The sequence below is a fragment of the Streptomyces sp. NPDC012769 genome, from assembly GCF_042901205.1.
GTDB lineage: Bacteria > Actinomycetota > Actinomycetes > Streptomycetales > Streptomycetaceae > Streptomyces.
Map to the genome: position 1 here is coordinate 989,081 of NZ_JBIBCP010000003.1, position 15,924 is coordinate 1,005,004.

12 protein-coding genes and 1 pseudogene are annotated in these 15,924 nt (G+C 72.3%); 5 read left to right on the forward strand and 8 right to left on the reverse strand.

What is annotated here, in order from left to right; all coding sequences use genetic code 11:
* Window positions 1–4: 4 nt before the first annotated feature.
* Both ACFY7C_RS19860 and ACFY7C_RS19865 read right to left on the reverse strand, forming a co-directional pair.
* Window positions 5–1,015 carry a carbohydrate ABC transporter permease gene (locus ACFY7C_RS19860; RefSeq protein ID WP_389651936.1) on the reverse strand — a complete coding sequence of 337 codons (1,011 nt, stop codon included), beginning with the start codon at window positions 1,013–1,015 and terminating at the stop codon, window positions 5–7.
* A gap of 93 nt (window positions 1,016–1,108) precedes the next feature.
* Window positions 1,109–2,452, reverse strand: a complete 1,344-nt coding sequence (locus tag ACFY7C_RS19865) for an ABC transporter substrate-binding protein (protein WP_389651939.1) — start codon at window positions 2,450–2,452, stop codon at window positions 1,109–1,111.
* A 301-nt stretch (window positions 2,453–2,753) separates the two neighbouring features.
* Here ACFY7C_RS19865 and ACFY7C_RS19870 point away from each other — a divergent pair, with 301 nt between their 5' ends.
* Window positions 2,754–3,785 carry a LacI family DNA-binding transcriptional regulator gene (locus ACFY7C_RS19870; protein ID WP_389651942.1) on the forward strand — a complete coding sequence of 344 codons (1,032 nt, stop codon included), beginning with the start codon at window positions 2,754–2,756 and terminating at the stop codon, window positions 3,783–3,785.
* A gap of 22 nt (window positions 3,786–3,807) precedes the next feature.
* Here the strand turns inward: ACFY7C_RS19870 and ACFY7C_RS19875 are convergent, their stop codons facing one another.
* The 3 genes from ACFY7C_RS19875 to ACFY7C_RS19885 form a co-directional block, all read right to left on the reverse strand.
* Window positions 3,808–4,365, reverse strand: coding sequence for a GNAT family N-acetyltransferase (locus tag ACFY7C_RS19875; protein ID WP_389651945.1), 558 nt, complete (start codon window positions 4,363–4,365; stop codon window positions 3,808–3,810).
* A gap of 91 nt (window positions 4,366–4,456) precedes the next feature.
* A complete protein-coding gene (locus ACFY7C_RS19880) occupies window positions 4,457–6,208 on the reverse strand; it encodes a glycoside hydrolase family 6 protein (RefSeq protein WP_389651947.1) in 1,752 nt (583 codons plus the stop codon).
* A gap of 17 nt (window positions 6,209–6,225) precedes the next feature.
* The gene (locus ACFY7C_RS19885; RefSeq protein ID WP_389651950.1) at window positions 6,226–7,782 is read right to left on the reverse strand and encodes a cellulase family glycosylhydrolase; all 1,557 of its coding nucleotides are present in this window, start codon (window positions 7,780–7,782) and stop codon (window positions 6,226–6,228) included.
* 264 nt (window positions 7,783–8,046) lie between these two features.
* Between ACFY7C_RS19885 and ACFY7C_RS19890 the strand changes: the two genes are divergently transcribed.
* Entirely contained in the window at window positions 8,047–10,956 is a 2,910-nt protein-coding gene (locus ACFY7C_RS19890) for a glycoside hydrolase family 48 protein (RefSeq protein WP_389651953.1), read from the forward strand.
* Window positions 10,957–11,073: 117 nt separating this feature from the next.
* On the opposite strand, the gene ACFY7C_RS19895 is transcribed toward ACFY7C_RS19890, so the two are convergent.
* On the reverse strand, window positions 11,074–11,493 hold the full coding sequence (locus ACFY7C_RS19895) for an MBL fold metallo-hydrolase (RefSeq protein WP_389651956.1): 420 nt from the start codon (window positions 11,491–11,493) through the stop codon (window positions 11,074–11,076).
* Window positions 11,494–11,884: 391 nt separating this feature from the next.
* Here ACFY7C_RS19895 and ACFY7C_RS19900 point away from each other — a divergent pair, with 391 nt between their 5' ends.
* The 3 genes from ACFY7C_RS19900 to ACFY7C_RS19910 are packed head-to-tail and all read left to right on the forward strand — an operon-like array spanning window position 11,885 to window position 14,171.
* Window positions 11,885–12,907, forward strand: coding sequence for a LacI family DNA-binding transcriptional regulator (locus tag ACFY7C_RS19900; RefSeq protein ID WP_389651959.1), 1,023 nt, complete (start codon window positions 11,885–11,887; stop codon window positions 12,905–12,907).
* Window positions 12,904–13,425 (forward strand): SigE family RNA polymerase sigma factor, encoded by a 522-nt coding sequence (locus ACFY7C_RS19905; protein ID WP_389651962.1) that lies wholly within the window; start codon window positions 12,904–12,906, stop codon window positions 13,423–13,425. Before ACFY7C_RS19900 ends, ACFY7C_RS19905 begins: the two co-directional genes overlap by 4 nt.
* Window positions 13,425–14,171, forward strand: coding sequence for a hypothetical protein (locus ACFY7C_RS19910; protein ID WP_389651965.1), 747 nt, complete (start codon window positions 13,425–13,427; stop codon window positions 14,169–14,171). Before ACFY7C_RS19905 ends, ACFY7C_RS19910 begins: the two co-directional genes overlap by 1 nt.
* A gap of 104 nt (window positions 14,172–14,275) precedes the next feature.
* On the opposite strand, the gene ACFY7C_RS19915 is transcribed toward ACFY7C_RS19910, so the two are convergent.
* Together ACFY7C_RS19915 and ACFY7C_RS19920 are read right to left on the reverse strand one after the other, a co-directional pair.
* Window positions 14,276–15,178: a poly-gamma-glutamate hydrolase family protein gene (locus tag ACFY7C_RS19915; protein ID WP_389651968.1), complete on the reverse strand. Its 903-nt coding sequence runs from the start codon at window positions 15,176–15,178 to the stop codon at window positions 14,276–14,278.
* 175 nt (window positions 15,179–15,353) lie between these two features.
* Window positions 15,354–15,854 (reverse strand): annotated as a pseudogene (locus tag ACFY7C_RS19920) (sugar hydrolase); the annotation flags it as partial.
* Window positions 15,855–15,924: the final 70 nt, after the last annotated feature.

Below are 15,924 nucleotides of genomic sequence, written 5' to 3' on the forward strand. Positions count from 1 at the left end.
GGGTTCAGCCCCCCAGCTTCTTGCGGTTCGCGCGGGTGACGAGCGACTGGAGGCCGCCGATGAGGAGCAGGAGCAGCAGCATCACCCAGGCGATGGCGGACGCCTGGCCGAGCGCGCCGGTGACCCAGCCCTTCTCGTACATCAGCAGGCTGAGCGTCTGGAACTGGTTGCCGCTGCCGCCGGAGATGCCCACGCTGCCGCCGTAGAGCATCGGCTCGCCGAACAGCTGGGTGGCGCCGATGGTGGAGACGATGACGGTGAACAGGATCGTGGGACGGATGGAGGGGATCGTGACGCTCAGGAACTGGCGCCAGCGCGAGGCCCCGTCCAGCGCGGCCGCCTCGTACAGGTCGTTCGGCACGGCCTGCATCGCGGCCAGGTAGATCAGGGCGTTGTAGCCGGTCCACCGCCAGGTCACGATCACCGAGATCGCGATCTGCGCCGGCCAGGTGGAGGACTCCCAGTCGACCGGGTCGAAACCCACCAGGCCGAGGGCCGAGTTGATCAGACCGTAGTCGGTGTTGAACAGCTGGGCGAAGACCAGGGTGGCCGCGGCGATGGAGGTGGCGTACGGGGCGAGGACCGCGACCCGGAAGAAGCCGCGCCCGCGCAGCTTGTAGTTGAGCAGATGGGCCAGGCCGAGGGCCATGAGCAGCTGCGGGACGGTCGAGATGACCCCGATGGTGAAGGTGTTGAGGAGCGCGTTCCAGAAGAACTCGCTGTCGGCGAGGTCGGTGTAGTTCTCCAGGCCCTTCCACTCGGGTTCGCCGCCGAGCTCCACCCGGTTGAGCGAGAGCCAGCCGGTGTACAGCAGGGGGAAGAGGCCGAAGGCGGCGAAGGTGAGGAAGAAGGGGGCGACGAAGACGTACGGCGTCGCCTTCAGGTCCCACCGGTAGAGCCTTGCGCGCCGGGCGGACGGGCCGCCGGCGCGGCCGGAGCCGGGGCGGGGGGAACGGGAGGGCGGTGCGTCGGGCGACGGGGAGCCGCCGTTCCTCGCCCGTACGGAGGTGGCCACGGGGGCGTCCTTCCAGGTCGGTGCGTACGGGGTTGGGCGGGGGAGCATCGCGGTGCGGGCCCGCCGCGTGGGGCGGGCCCGCACCGCCTCCCGCTACTGGTCGATCTTGTCGTCGACCAGCTTCCTGACGTTCTCCCAGGCCTTCGCCGGGTCGGTGCCCCGCTGCTCGATGTCGAGGATGCCGTTGTCGGTGAGGAAGGTCTTCACCTGGCCGTCCCAGCGGCTGATCGGCGCGGGCTTGATCTGGGCCGCCGCGGCGGCGTAGATCTGGCCGACGGGGGTGTCGCCGAAGTAGGGCAGCTTGGCGCCGAGCACCGCGGCCGAGGAGAGGGTGTCCTTGGTGGACGGGATGTTGCCGTTGACCGCGAACACCTTGGCGTGCTGTTCCGGCGCGGTCAGCCAGGCGGCCAGCTCGGCGGCCTCCTTGGCGTGCTTGCCGGACTTGGGCACGGCGAGGAACGAGCCGCCCCAGTTGCCCGCGACCGGCGGCGCGGCGATGTCCCACTTGCCCTGGTTGGCGCTGCCGGCCTGGTCCTTGATGATGCCGGTCATCCAGCTCGGGCACGCGACCGTGGCGAACTTCGCGTTCTTGAAGGCGGCGTTCCAGGTGCCCTTCTCGTCGAACTGGCGGAGCTTGGCGGTGAGACCGCCCTGCGCCGCCGCGACGGCGGTGTCCCAGGCCTTCTTCACGCCGGGGCTGGTCTCCCAGGCGAGCTCACCGCTCGCGTCGGCGTACTGCTGCGGGTCGCTGTTGACGACGGCGTTGAACAGGCCGCTGCCGGAGTCGTGGAAGAAGGTCCCGGCGGGCGCGTTCTTCTGGTACGTCTTCCCGGCCTCCAGGAACTTCTGCCAGTCACCGGCCCACAGCCGGCCGACCTCGGTGCGTTCGGTGGGCAGCTTGGCCTTGGCGAAGAGCTCCTTGTTGTAACAGATCGCCATGGGGCCGATGTCGGTGCCGAGGGCGATCACCTTGCCGTCGGCGGTGGTGGCCTGCTTGACCTTCCAGTCGAGGAAGGCGCCCAGGTCGGCGCCGCCGGTCTTGGACAGGTCGACCCACTTGTCGGCCATCGCCGAGCCGGTCGCCTCGGCGATGTAACCGACCTCGATGGCCTGGATGTCGGCCAGACCGCTGTTGCGGGAGAGGCGCAGCTTCAGGGTGTCCCAGTACTTCTGGCCGTCGGCGACGTTCGACTCGACGATCTTGATGTTGGGGTGGGTCCTCTCGTACTCGGCGTAGAGCTTGGCGCCGGTCTTGTCGTCGTAGCCGAAGGAACCGAAGGTCCCGACCCGCAGCGTGATCTTCCCGTCCTCGGCGGCGTCCCCTCCGTCGCCGCCGCATCCGGTGAGCAGGGCGGCGCCGGCCGTCAGGGCCGCGACCGCCGCGAGTGCGGTACGGCGTGTGCGGCCGGGGGCCCGTCTGCTGCTGGAAGTGCGCATTCCACTCTCCTCGTCCAAAAGGTGGTGCGATGCCGTGCTGATGGGAGCGCTCCCACGTCGTCGTTGCCGGAAGGTTGCTGCCTGGCGGGTGGGGGTGTCAAGAGATGAACACGGATTCGTCGCACGGTGGGGTGTGGTGGGACTCGTGGCCGGATTCGAGTACTGTGGGAGCGCTCCCATGTGTCGGTGGCCGTTGGCCGGTCGAACGGCACCGCTTGTTCGGGGGGTCGGACAGTGGCCTATCTTGACCTGATCGCCGCATGGCACGGGGCCGGGGCCGCACGAGGGGAGTACGAGAGGCGTGAACGGACGGCACAGTGGCAGGCCCACGCTGGAAGAGGTCGCGGCCCGGGCCGGCGTCGGCCGCGGCACCGTGTCCCGGGTCATCAACGGCTCGCCCCGGGTGAGCGCCCAGGCCCGCGAGGCCGTCCACCGGGCCATCGACGAGCTGGGCTACGTGCCCAACCAGGCGGCCCGCGCGCTCGCCGGAAGCCGCACCGACGCCATCGCCCTGGTCATCCCCGAGGCCGAGGCCCGCCTCTTCGCCGAGCCGTACTTCCTCGACATCATCCGCGGGGTCAGTGCCGAACTCGGCGAGGCCGACAAGCAGCTGCTGCTGACCCTGGTCCGCACCGAGCGGGAGCGGCAGCGCTTCGAGCAGTACCTCGCGGCCCAGCGCGTGGACGGCGTCCTGCTCGCCTCGGTGCACGCCGACGACCCGCTGCCCGACCTCGTCCGCGAGCTCGGCCTGCCCCTCGTCCTCAACGGCCGGCGCAGCGCCGACGAGTCCGCCGCCTACGTCGACTCCGACAACGCGGGTGCGGGCCGCGCCGCCGTCGCCCACCTCGCCGGGCGGGGCCGCCGCAGGATCGCCACCATCACCGGCCCCCTCGACATGTACGCGGCCCGGGCCCGCCTCGACGGATACCGCGAGGGCATCGCGGCGGCCGGCCTCGCCCCCGACGAGCTCCTCGTCGCCACCGGTGACTTCACCGAGGAGGGCGGCCGCCGTGCCATGCGCGAGCTGATCGAGCGCGTCCCGGACCTGGACGCCGTCTTCGCCGCCTCCGACGTCATGGCCGCCGGCGCCCGCGGCGTCCTGCGCGAGTCCGGCCGCCGCGTCCCCGAGGACGTCGCCCTCGTCGGCGTCGACGACTCCGCGGTCGCCCGCCTGATGGACCCGCCGCTCACCAGCGTCCGCCAGCCCATCGAGGAGATGGGCCGGGCCATGACCCGGATGCTGCTCCGGGAGCTGGCGGAGACGTCCGCGGCGACCGGTGAGCGGCCGCGGCAGGTGCTGCCGACGGAGCTGGTGGTGCGCGAGTCGTCCTGAGCGGGATGTCCGCCGGTCGCGCTCAGCCCAGCCGGCGGGCCATGAACAGTGCCTGCTCGCCGGCCGACTCCGTACCGTCGTAGAGCGAGGTGTCCAGGCCGCAGAAGGCGAAGCCCCACCGGAGGTAGGCGCGCACGGCGGGCGCGTTGACGTTGCTGACCTCCAGCCAGGCGTGCCCCGCCCCGCACTCCCGCCCGAAGTCCAGGGCGTGTTCCATCAGGGCCCGGCCCACGCCCCTGCCCCGCCAGGCGGGCGCGACCTCGATGTCACGAAGGGTGAGGCGGGCGTTCCATCGCTCGAAGGAGGCCGCCACGAACCCGCAGACGGTGTCCCCGTCGACGGCGACCACCGTCCGGCGGAGACCGGGCTCGCCGTCCTCGTCGTCGTCCTCGTCGTCGTCGCCGGGGAAGACCTTGTGCAGCGGTGGGTCCACCGGCGTCGGACGGATCGTGAAACCGTCCTTGGCCGGTGTCACCTCGTAGATGTGGTCCGTCGTGAACGAGCCGTCCAGCTCTGCGATCGCCTCGTGGTCCTCGGGCCGGGCGGGCCGGTAGCGAAGGGTGTCCTCGTACTGCGTCATGGGTCGACGGTACGTCCCCCCGGCACGGCGGATGCGGGCCGGTGCCCGGAGGCACCGGCCCGCGACGACGGGCGGCCGACTCAGACGCGTGTCACAGCGCCGGGTGGGCGTTCTTCAGGAGCTCCTGGAACTGGGCCGAGAACCACTTGCCGGCCAGCGGCGCGTCCGGGAGGGAGCCGGACATGCTGTTGCCGTTGCGGGGGTTGCCCGTGTACGTCGGGTCGCACATGCGGTCGAAGCCCTTGCCCTCGTCGTTCGGGATCTCCTTGCTCGCGCCGTCGGACTCGCCCGGCGGCTTCATCCAGACGTACGCGTCGATGCCCGCGGCCGGGGCCGCCTTGGGTCGTTCGCCGAGGCCCGCGCCGGCCTGGTTGCACCAGTTGCCGGGGTTGATGCGCCGGTCGACGCGGCTGCCCTCGACGTAGGCGTCGACGGAGGTCTTCGCCGCCGGGCCGGTGGGCCGGTCGGCGCCGCCCCACCCGTTGCGGGAGGTGTCGATCAGCATGCCGATCCTGCTGTCGAAACCGAGCGAGACCAGCTTGTCGCGCATGGCCTGGGCGTACGACTGCTCGTCGACGTACTGGTTCCAGTCCACCCACTTCGACTGGCGGACCGTGGTGCCGTTGACGGTGTCCGTGACGGAGAAGTGCGGCTCGACGGTGGCGCTGTAGTTCGCCGTGTTCACGATGAAGCCGTGGACGTTGGCGACGGTCGATCCCTCCGCGGTCGCGGACTGCTTGAACAGCTCGGCAGAAGGTCCGAAGTTGGAGTCCCAGCCCAGCCAGCCGTGGTGGCCCGCGTCGAGGTAGTTGTAGACGTTCGGGATCGCGCCCAGCTTGTTGAGCGCGTAGGCCACGCCCTTGACGTAGTTGCCGTTCTCCTTCATCGTGTTGCAGTTCGCCGTCTCGGTCGGGCGCCCCGCGACGTTGGTGACGAGGTTCGGCAGCGAGTCGATCTCGACCGTCGTGACGATCCGCAGGCCCGCGTACTTCGGGTCGGCGAAGATCGCGGCGATCGGGTCGATGTACTCGGTCTTGTAGCGGTCGATCTCCGTCGGGCCCAGCTCGCCGTTGGAGGCGAGCGCGGCACAGTCGCGGCCGGGCAGGTTGTAGACGACGAACTGGACGACGAGCTCGCCGGTGCCCTTCTGCTTCAGGGCCTCGTCGAGGTGGGCGCGCAGGCCCATGCCGCCGTTGACGCCGTTGATGGCGGCGATCCGGTCCAGCCAGACGCCGGTGGGCTGGTTCGACACCTTGGTGCCGCCCGGCTCGGCGGCGGCCTTCGCCGACCACTCGGGGTTCACGTACACCTTCGCGCTGGCGTACGGGTTGTCGGCCTTGGTCCCGGCCGGCGGCGGCGTGGTGGGCGGCGTCGTCGGGGGAGTGGTCGGCGGGGTCGTCGGCGGCGTGGTGGGCGGCACCGAGCCGGTGCAGGTCACGCCGTTGAGCGTGAAGCTCGCCGGAATGGCGTTGGTGCCGCTGTAGGTGGCGTTGAAGCCGAAGGACGTGGAACCGCCGGTCGCGAGGGTCCCGTTGTACGAGAGGTTCCTCGCGCTGACGGCGGCGCCGGTCTGGGCGAGGGTGGCGTTCCAGCCCTGGCCGACCTTCTGGTCGCCGGCGTAGGACCAGCCCAGCGTCCAGGCGTTGACCGGGTCACCGAGGTTGGTGACGGTGACGTTGGCGGTGAAGCCGGTGTTCCACTGGTTGGCGATCTGGTAGTCGACCTTGCATCCTGCCGCGGCGGCGCCGGCGGTGGCGGTGCCGAGCGCGGTGGCCGTGGCGCCGGTGGCGGCGATCAGGCCGAGCGCCGCCAGCAGGGCGGTGCGGTTCTTCGTGCGGCTCATGGCAGTGGGGGTTCCTCTCAGGGAGTGAGGGCGCGCAGGTGGTCGCGCAGCCCGATGCCGAATGCGGTGGGGGTGCCGTCGTACGAAGTGATCAGCGCGGGCCCGGAGTTGCAGTTCCAGGTGTTCCAGGTCCAGCCGAGGTACGACAGGCCGCGGTCGTCGAACCACTTCATGACGCGGTCGATGAACGCGTGTCCGCAGGTGTTCTCACCGATCTCGCCCGCCAGCAGGGGTACCTGGGCGGCTACCGGGGCGAGGGTGTCGTTCCAGCACGTCTCGGTGGAGCAGGTGTTGAAGTTGTAGACGTGCCAGGCGGCGGCCAGATTGCCCGCCGGGTCCGTGGGGCGGTGCTGGAGCCACTGGCTCAGGTCGTTGGAGTACGCGATGCCGGGGACGAGGACGAGGTTCTTCGCTCCCGTGGCGCGGACCGCGTCCACCAGGTCCTGCATGCCGGCCACCTCGTAGCCGATGCCGGGGCAGCTGCCGCCGTCGCGCCAGCAGGCCCAGGCCTGGGCGGCGGTGGAGGTCGCCCGGTCCGGGTAGGGCTCGTTGAACAGGTCGAGGACGACCCGGGTGTCGTGCTTGAAGGTCTCGGCGACCGAGGTCCAGAACGCGGGGGTGTAGCGGGCGTTCGGCATGGGTTTCTGGCAGGACGCGTGCACGTCGCCGCAGCCCGAGGAGTTGCCGGTGTACTGGCCGTGGGACCAGTGCAGCTCGACCACCGGGGTCATGCCGTGGGCGAGGACCTTGGCCACGAGGTCCTTGACCGCGTTCACGTAGTTCGCGCCCCGGTACTCGGGCTTGATGTTGTCCAGGCCGAGCCAGCACTCCTCGTTGAGCGGGATGCGGACCGTGTTGGCCTTCCAGTCGGCGATCGCCCTGACGGAGGCGTCGTCGACCGGACCGTCCCAGATGCCGTATCCCTGGACGCACATGAACTCGCCGCCGGAGCGGTTGACGCCCAGGAGGCGGCGGGTGGCGCCGTTCTGGTCGACGAACCGGTTGCCGGACACGCGCAGTTCGGGCGCGCCGGTGACCGGGGTCGGATTCGGGGGAGTGGTGGGAGGCGTGGTCGGCGGGGTCGTCGGGGGAGTGGTCGGAGTCGGGGTGGGTGTGGGCGTCGGAGTCGGTGTGGTCGGGGTCGGGGTCGGCCCGCCGGTGTCGCACGGCGCGCCGTTGAGCGTGAACGCGGCCGGGGCCGTGTTGCTCCCCGTCCAGGAGGCGATGAAGCCGGTCGTCGCCTTCGCGCCGCTGTCGAGCCGGCCGTTCCAGCTCTCGTTGACGACGGTCACGGTCCTCGCGGACTGGGACCACTTGCCGCCCCAGCCCTGACTCACGACCTGACCCGCGGGGAAGTCGAAGCCGAGGCTCCAGCCGTTCAGCGCCGTGCTGTCGTTGATGACGGTGACGGCACCCTGGAAGCCCCCGGACCACTGGTTCGTGACCGAGTACTCCACCGTGCAGAGGGGCGCGGCCGCGGCTCCTGAGGCCGTACCCGAGACGACGAGAGCGGTGCTCGCCATTGTGAGCGCCGCTCCCGCGAGCAGCGCGGACAGACGTGGGGGATGTCGCATGAGCGAGTCCTCGCAGCGAGGGCACACCGCCTGACGGTGCGCCGACTGGATGGAATCGCTCCCACTGGTCCGGCAGACCGTAGCGGCAACCGGCGGCAAGGAAAAGAGGAGTCGGGCGAATTCGCGTCCCGAATGCCTTCGACTCTTCGCGTGTCTTGACGGGGTCTCGTCGGGTCTGCACAGTGGGAGCGCTCCCACTGGTTCAGAGCTTGACGTGCCCCCCCCACGCACCCCACCGCCTCACGAGCCGCGAGGAGATCCACCATGCCTCCCCGACCACGATCACGGAGATCACGCCGGTCCCTGGCCGCGCTCACCGCCGTACTCGCCCTGCCGGCCGGGCTGCTGGCCGTCGGCCCGCCCGCCCAGGCCGCCGCCGTCCAGTGCAGCGTCGACTACCGCACCAACGACTGGGGCTCCGGCTTCACCGCCGAGCTCACCCTCACCAACCGCGCCACCACCGCGCTCGACGGATGGACCCTCAGCTACGCCTACGCGGGCGACCAGAAGCTGAGCAACGGCTGGAACGGGACCTGGACCCAGTCCGGGAAGACCGTCACCGTGACCCCCGCCGACTGGAACCGCACCGTCGCCGCGGGCGCCGCCGTGACCACCGGCGCCCAGTTCTCCTACACCGGCGCGAACACGGCGCCGACCTCCTTCTCCGTCAACGGCACCCCCTGCACCGGCGCCCACCAGGCACCCGTCACCGTCCTCACCAGCCCGGCGCCCGGCGCCGTCTACACCGAGGGCGACCCGGTCCCGCTCGCCGCCACCGCGGCCGCCGCCGACGGCGCCACCATCGGCAAGGTCGAGTTCTACAGCGACACGACCCTGCTCGGCACCGACACCAGCGCGCCCTACACGCTCGGTGTGACCTCCCTGCCCGCCGGCGCCCACTCGCTCTACGCGAAGGCGTACGACTCCCTCGGCGCCGCCGGGGAGTCCGCCCCCGTCGGCATCACCGTCGCCGCGGGCCCCGCGCTCGTCGCCGCCCCCGCCCAGCTTTCCGTGCGTCAGGGCACGAGCGGCACCTTCGAGCTGAAGCTCTCCACCCGGCCGGCCGCGAACGTCACCGTGAGCGTCGCCCGCACCTCGGGCGTCACCGGCCTCACCGCGAGCCCGGCCGCGCTCACCTTCACCCCGGCGAACTGGAACACCGCCCAGAAGGTGACCGTCGCCGCCGCCTCCACGGGCACCGGCACGGCCGTCTTCACCGCGACCGCCCCCGGCCACGCCAAGGCCGAGGTCACCGTCGCCCAGCTGGCCGCGAACTCGACGTACGACGCCCGCTTCCTCGACCTGTACGGGAAGATCACCAACCCGGCCAACGGCTACTTCTCGCCCGAGGGCATCCCGTACCACTCCGTCGAGACCCTGATCGTCGAGGCCCCCGACCACGGTCACGAGACGACCTCGGAGGCGTACAGCTACCTCGTCTGGCTCCAGGCGATGTACGGGAAGATCACCGGCGACTGGTCGAAGTTCAACGGGGCGTGGGACACCCTGGAGAAGTACATGATCCCCACCCACGCCGACCAGCCCACCAACTCCTCCTACGCGCCCGGCAAGCCCGCCACCTACGCGCCCGAGTGGGACCTGCCGTCCCAGTACCCGGCGAAGCTCGAACCGTCGGTGACCGCCGGCTCCGACCCGCTCGCCGCCGAGCTGAAGAGCGCGTACGGCACCGACGACATCTACGGCATGCACTGGATCCAGGACGTCGACAACGTCTACGGCTTCGGCAACGAACCGGGGAAGTGCTCCGCCGGACCGACGGCGACCGGCCCGTCGTACGTCAACACCTTCCAGCGCGGGCCCCAGGAGTCCGTCTGGGAGACCGTCACCCACCCGACCTGCGACAACTTCTCCTACGGCGGCAGGAACGGCTATCTCGACCTGTTCACCGGCGACAGCTCCTACGCGAAGCAGTGGAAGTTCACCAACGCCCCCGACGCCGACGCCCGCGCCGTCCAGGCCGCCTACTGGGCCGACATCTGGGCCAAGCAGCAGGGCAAGGGCGCACAGGTCGCCACGACCGTCGGCAAGGCCGCCAAGATGGGCGACTACCTGCGCTACGCCATGTTCGACAAGTACTTCAAGAAGGTCGGCGACTGCGTCGGACCGACCACCTGTCCCGCCGGCACCGGCAAGAACAGCTCGCACTACCTGATGTCCTGGTACTACGCCTGGGGCGGTGCCACCGACACCTCCGCCGGCTGGGCCTGGCGGATCGGTTCCAGCCACGCCCACGGCGGCTACCAGAACCCGCTGGCCGCGTACGCCCTCAGCTCGTACGCCCCGCTCAAGCCCAAGTCGGCCACCGGCGCCGCGGACTGGAGCACCAGCCTGAAACGGCAGCTGGAGTTCTACCGCTGGCTCCAGTCCGACGAGGGGGCCATCGCGGGCGGCGCCACCAACAGCTGGCAGGGCCGCTACGCCACCCCGCCGGCCGGCACGCCCACCTTCTACGGCATGTACTACGACGAGAAGCCGGTCTACCACGACCCGCCGTCCAACCAGTGGTTCGGCTTCCAGGCCTGGTCGATGGAGCGCGTCGCCGAGTACTACCAGCAGACCGGTGACACGGCCGCCAAGACCGTGCTCGACAAGTGGGTCGCCTGGGCGCTGTCGAAGACCACGATCAACCCCGGCGGCACCTACCGCGTCCCCTCCACCCTCCAGTGGTCCGGCGCGCCCGACACCTGGAACGCGACAAGCCCCGGCGCCAACAAGGGGCTGCACGTCACCGTCGCCGACTACACCGACGACGTCGGCGTGGCCGCCGCCTACGCCAAGACCCTGACCTACTACGCGGCCAGGTCCGGCCACGCGGAGGCCAAGCGGGTCGCCAAGGCCCTGCTCGACGGCATGTGGACCCACCACCAGGACCCGCTGGGCGTCGCGGTCCCCGAGACCCGCGCCGACTACAACCGCTTCGACGACCCGGTCCACGTCCCGGCCGGCTGGACCGGCACCATGCCCAACGGCGACGTCGTGAACTCCTCGTCCACCTTCGCCTCGATCCGCTCCTTCTACGAGGACGACCCGGCCTGGCCGAAGATCGAGGCCTACCTGGCGGGAGGCGCCGCCCCCGTCTTCACCTACCACCGGTTCTGGGCCCAGGCGGACATCGCCCTGGCCATGGGCTCGTACGCGGAGCTGCTCGAATAACCGCCGCCCCGCGAAGAGAAGCGGACCCGCGTACGACACGGCCGGGCGGACCCCTCATGGGGCCCGCCCGGCCCTGTGCCGTACGGGCGTGGCGGCCGGGCCCGGCCGCAGCGGCGCTCAGGCGTCCACGGGGATCCAGGCCGGTCCCGCGCCGGCCGGGTCGACCCGGCCGAAGACGACGTCGGCGAAGTGGCCGCCGAAGCCCAGGGTGCCTGGCTCGGACAGTTCGGCGACGAGGGCCTGACGGCGGGCCGCGGAGGTGACGGGGTCGTGGTCGAAGGCGGAGGACCACGCGGGGTGGTCGACCTGGAGGGGCGAGTGGAGGGCGTCACCGAAGGCGATCAGCCGGCGGCCGCCCCCGGTGACCACGTACTCGGCGTGCCCCTCCGTGTGGCCGGCGGTGACGCGGACGCGGACGCCGGGGAAGACCTCCTCGCCGTCGGTCACCGTGCGGACGTACGGGGCGAGGCCGGCGATCTCCTCGGCCATGCCCTCGGCCGCGAACCGCTCCCGCCGCGCCCACTCGGGGGCGGACACCGGACAGGGCGCGGAGGCGAGGGCGGGACGGCCGGTGCCGGGAGCGGACCTCGTGCCGCCGCCCCCACCCCGCCGACCGCCGCGCCCGCCTCCTCGTCCTCACCGACGAGGGCGCCGCCCTGCGCGCCCGGCTCCTCGAACTCCTCGCGCAGGACTCCCCGCTCGCCGGACTCGACCGGGAACAGCAGCGCGCCCTCCAGTTGCTCCTGGAGCACGCCGTCGTCCGCCGCTGAGCTCCGTCTTCCGGTCTTCCCCTCGGAGCGGTAAGGTCGGCGCCACGCACGGTCGAAGCGCTTCACCCACGCATGTCCGCGCGAAACGGGCACGAAGCAACGCGAAGCGCCTCTCGACGACTTGACGTGATCTCGCGGAGAACGGGGCGGAGAACAGCATGGTCACCCTCGCGGACGTCGCCCGCCACGCCGGAGTCTCGGCCAGCACCGTCAGCTACGTCCTGAGCGGCAAGCGGTCCATCTCCGCGGCCACCCGCGAGCGCATCCAGCACAGCATCGAGCAGCTCGGCTACCGCCCGCACGCCGGCGCCCGCGCCCTCGCCAGCAGCCGCACCGACATCCTCGCCCTGATGATGCCGCTGCGGACCGACATGTACGTCCCGGTCCTCATGGAGATCGCGATGGCCGTCACCACCACGGCCCGCGCCCACGGCTACGACGTCCTCCTGCTCACCGGCGAGGAGGGCCCCGAGGCGATCCGCCGGGTCGAGGGCAGCGCCCTCGCCGACGCCCTCATCGTCACCGACGTCGAACTCGACGACCCCCGCCTGCCCTACCTCAAGGCCGCCGAACGCCCCGCCGTCCTCATCGGACTGCCCGCCGACACCGCCGGACTCAGCTGCGTCGACCTCGACTTCGAGGCCGCCGGAGCCCGGTGCGTGGACCACCTCGCCGCACACGGACACCGGCAGATCGCCGTCCTCGGCGAACCGCCCGCCGTCTACGCCCGCGGCACCGGCTACGCCGAACGCACCCTGCGCGGCCTGCGCGCCGCGGCCGCCGAGCGCTCCGTCGGCCTGCTCCACCGGCCCACCGAGGGCGGCCACGCCGCCGTGGCCGCCACCGTGGCCCGCATCTTCGAGGAACGCCCCGCCACCACCGCCCTCGTCGTCCAGAACGAGGCCGCGATCGAGCCCCTCCTCGCCGTGCTCCGCCGCGACGGCCGGGCCGTCCCCGAGGACGTCTCCGTCTTCGCCGTCTGCGCGGGCCAGGCCGCCGCCCAGGCATCCGTACCGCTCACCTCCATCGGCGTCCCCGCCCAGGAGATGGGCCGCCGCGCCGTCGAACGGCTCTTCGCCCACCTCCGCGAGCAGGAGCCGCCCGGCACGGTCCTGATCGCCCCCTCGCTCGACGACCGCGGCAGCACGGGCCCGGCCCCCACCGCCGCACCGGCGCGGTGAGGGGCGACGACGAGGCCGAGTTCCGCGCCTTCTTCGAACGCCACTACGCCGAACTCGCCCGCTTCGCCCACCTGCTGAGCGGCGAACCCGAGGCGGCCGACGACCTCGCAGCCGACGCGATGGTCGCCCTCTGGCACCGCTGGGACCGGGTGCGCGGCGCCGACCGTCCCCTCGCCTACGCCCGCGGCGTCGTCGCCCACCTGGTCCGCAGCCGCATCCGCGGCGCCGTCCGCGAACGCCGCCGGATCGCGCTCTTCTGGGACCGCCGCTCCGAGCACGTCGACGACCCCGACGTGCCCGCCGTCCTCGACGTACGGACCGCGCTGCGCGCCCTGCCCTTCCGCAAGCGCGCCTGCGTCGTGCTGCGCCACGCCTTCGACCTCTCGGAACGCGACACCGCCCTGGCCCTCGGCATCTCGGTCGGAACGGTCAAGAGCCAGACCTCCAAGGGCATGGCCGAACTCCAGCGGCTCCTGGGCACCCGGGCCGCCTCCGAACTGGCCGGAAGGAGAGCCTGATGCACCCGCCCGAGAGGGGCCGCGACCGGCCCGCGGACGGCGAGGACCGGCTCCGCGCCCGGCTGCGCGAGGCCGCCGCCGCGCATGAGCCCGACCGGGCCCGGATGCTCGCCCGGGTCGAGCGCGGCGTGGCGGCCCACCGGCCGGCCCGCCAGACACGCGAGCCCCTTGGGGCCCGCGCGGCCCGCTCGGCGCCCTGGCTCAGGACCGCCGGGGCGGCGCTGGCCGTCGCCGCCGTCGTGGCCGCCGGTGTCTCCGTGGTGCCGGCGCTGACCGGCCCCACCGGACCGGCCGTGCCCGCCGCCACGGGCAGCACATCGGCCTCCGCATCCGTCCCGGGGCCGCTGCGGATCACCGCCACCGGAGCCATCGACCCCGGCAGCAACCGCTACTGGGCGCAGAGCGAGATCACCCTGACCACCCCGGCGCCGCTGACCGCGCTCACCGTCGAGCTGCGGGTCGCCCAGACCGGCGGCGTCGCCTCCACCGGCCACTGGCGCACCCTGCCGGCCGAGGACTTCACCGTCACCGTACGGGAGGAGGGCGGCGCCCTCGTCTACCGCTGGACCCTCCGGCCGGACCGCCCCGCCCCGGCGGGCCGCCACGTGTTCGCCGCCCAGTACGACCACGCCGAGGGCCCGCGGGCCGCCGCGTCCGACACGTACACCGTGACGGCCACGGACACCTCGGGCCGTCGGGCCACCGCGGACGGCGGCTTCACGCCTGCGGAAGGACCACCACCATGAGGTTCACCGACGGCTTCGGCTGATGAGGGACGGCGTCCGCGCCTCCTACGCCACCGAGGCCCGTGGTCTCGACGCGGGCGCCGACCGCTGGGAGGGAGCGAGGATCAGGAGCCCGCGTAGAGGGGGTCCTTGCCCGCCTCGTGGTCCCGGACGGCGTCGCGGACGGCCTTGACGAAGCCGTTCCAGAAGCGGTCGGCGTAGGGGCTGGCGGCGCTCGGCACACCGGCGGTCCTCCGGCGGTTCTCCGCGCCCGAGAAGGTGCCGAACATCGCCTCGCGCAGCGCGGTGGAGATCTCCAGCTGGGCGCCGGCGCCGGTGCGGGTCCGGTTGACGATGTTCGTCACGGCGTCGCCGTTCAGCGGGTCGTCGGGGCCCGCGATCACCGCCGTCACGTTCCAGGTCGTGGTCAGGCCGGCACTGGCGAAGGCCGCGAGCAGGTTGCGCTTGAGCCGCTCGTCGCGCCCGCCGATGATCACCTTCTTCTCCAGGTTCTCGGCGAAGCCGTGGAGGGAGACGGCGTAGAGGTTGTTCGCGCAGACGGCGAGCGCGGCCGGATCGTCGCAGTTGGTCGAGGTGACGTGCTGCGTGCCGGAGTTCTGCAGCGCCTCGAACATCCAGTAGTCGCGCTGCACCTCGCCCGGCAGCGCCGCGGCCGACGGGTCGGTGTCGGCGTCGAAGGGCCGGTAGCCGGCGACGGCCATGCACAGCTCGCTCGTGCCCGCCTCGATGCCGCCGCCGTGCGGGGCGAGGACCGCGGTGCTGGTGACCGCGAGGCTCGACGCCTTGGTGTTGTCGGTCATCGCGACCGGTGCGCCCACGCGGAAGCGGCGCATCCAGTCGATGCCTTCCTTGGCGGCGGTTTTCGTGTACAGGTCGCTGTTGGTCTTGTACGTGTCGGCCGCCGCCGCGACCGTCGCCCCGTTTCCGACGAGGGCGTTGAGCGTGGGCAGGCCCGCGGCCACGGCGGCCACGGAGGCGAGGACGGTGCGTCTGCTGGTAGGGGTCATGGGGTGATCCTCCACGACGCGGCCGCCGCCCTCGTCAGGGGGTGCCCGGCGGACAGGAGGGGGCCGCGTGTCGTACGGACCCTCAGCCGGAGAACACGCCCCGCGCGAGGCGCACCGGCCCGCGCAGTCCGACGCGGAGGTCACCGACACCACGCTCCAGGACCCGCGTGCCGAACGTGCTCCGGTTCTCGGTCTCGCGGCCGTTGACGTGCGGGTCCTTGCCGGCCACGGCCACGACGCGGTCGGTGCCGGTGACGGTCCGGGTGACGGCCTCCGCGCCGCTCTCGCCGGGCTCGACGGTGAGGACCTCGGCGAATTCCCTGTCGGCGGCAACCTTCACGGCGTCGGCGGCGACAGAGAGGTGACGGCCCGTCCCGATGTGCCTCAGGAGGTGTCCCGCACCGTGTCCCCCGACCTCACCCCGGACGTCCTCGAGCCGGAAGGTCTCCTGGACGATCCGGCCCCCCGGCCGGTCGGCCGAGGCCCGTACGAGCCCGTCGTCGGCGACCGACGGATGGCGCCCGTCCGGCGCCCGCGGGGCCCGCACCCCGCCGCCCCAGTCGGTGAGCGCGACCACCGAGCCCTCCGCGTCGGCGGTGAGCGGCGGCAGGCCGGTGCGGCCCGTGACCAGCGCCGGGTCGAGCCCGCCCGCCGCCCCGCGCACTTCGTCCGGCGCGACGAACTGCTCGCCGGCACGCCCGTCGACGGCTCCCTGTCCCTCGGTCGCCACGACGTCGCCGTCCTCG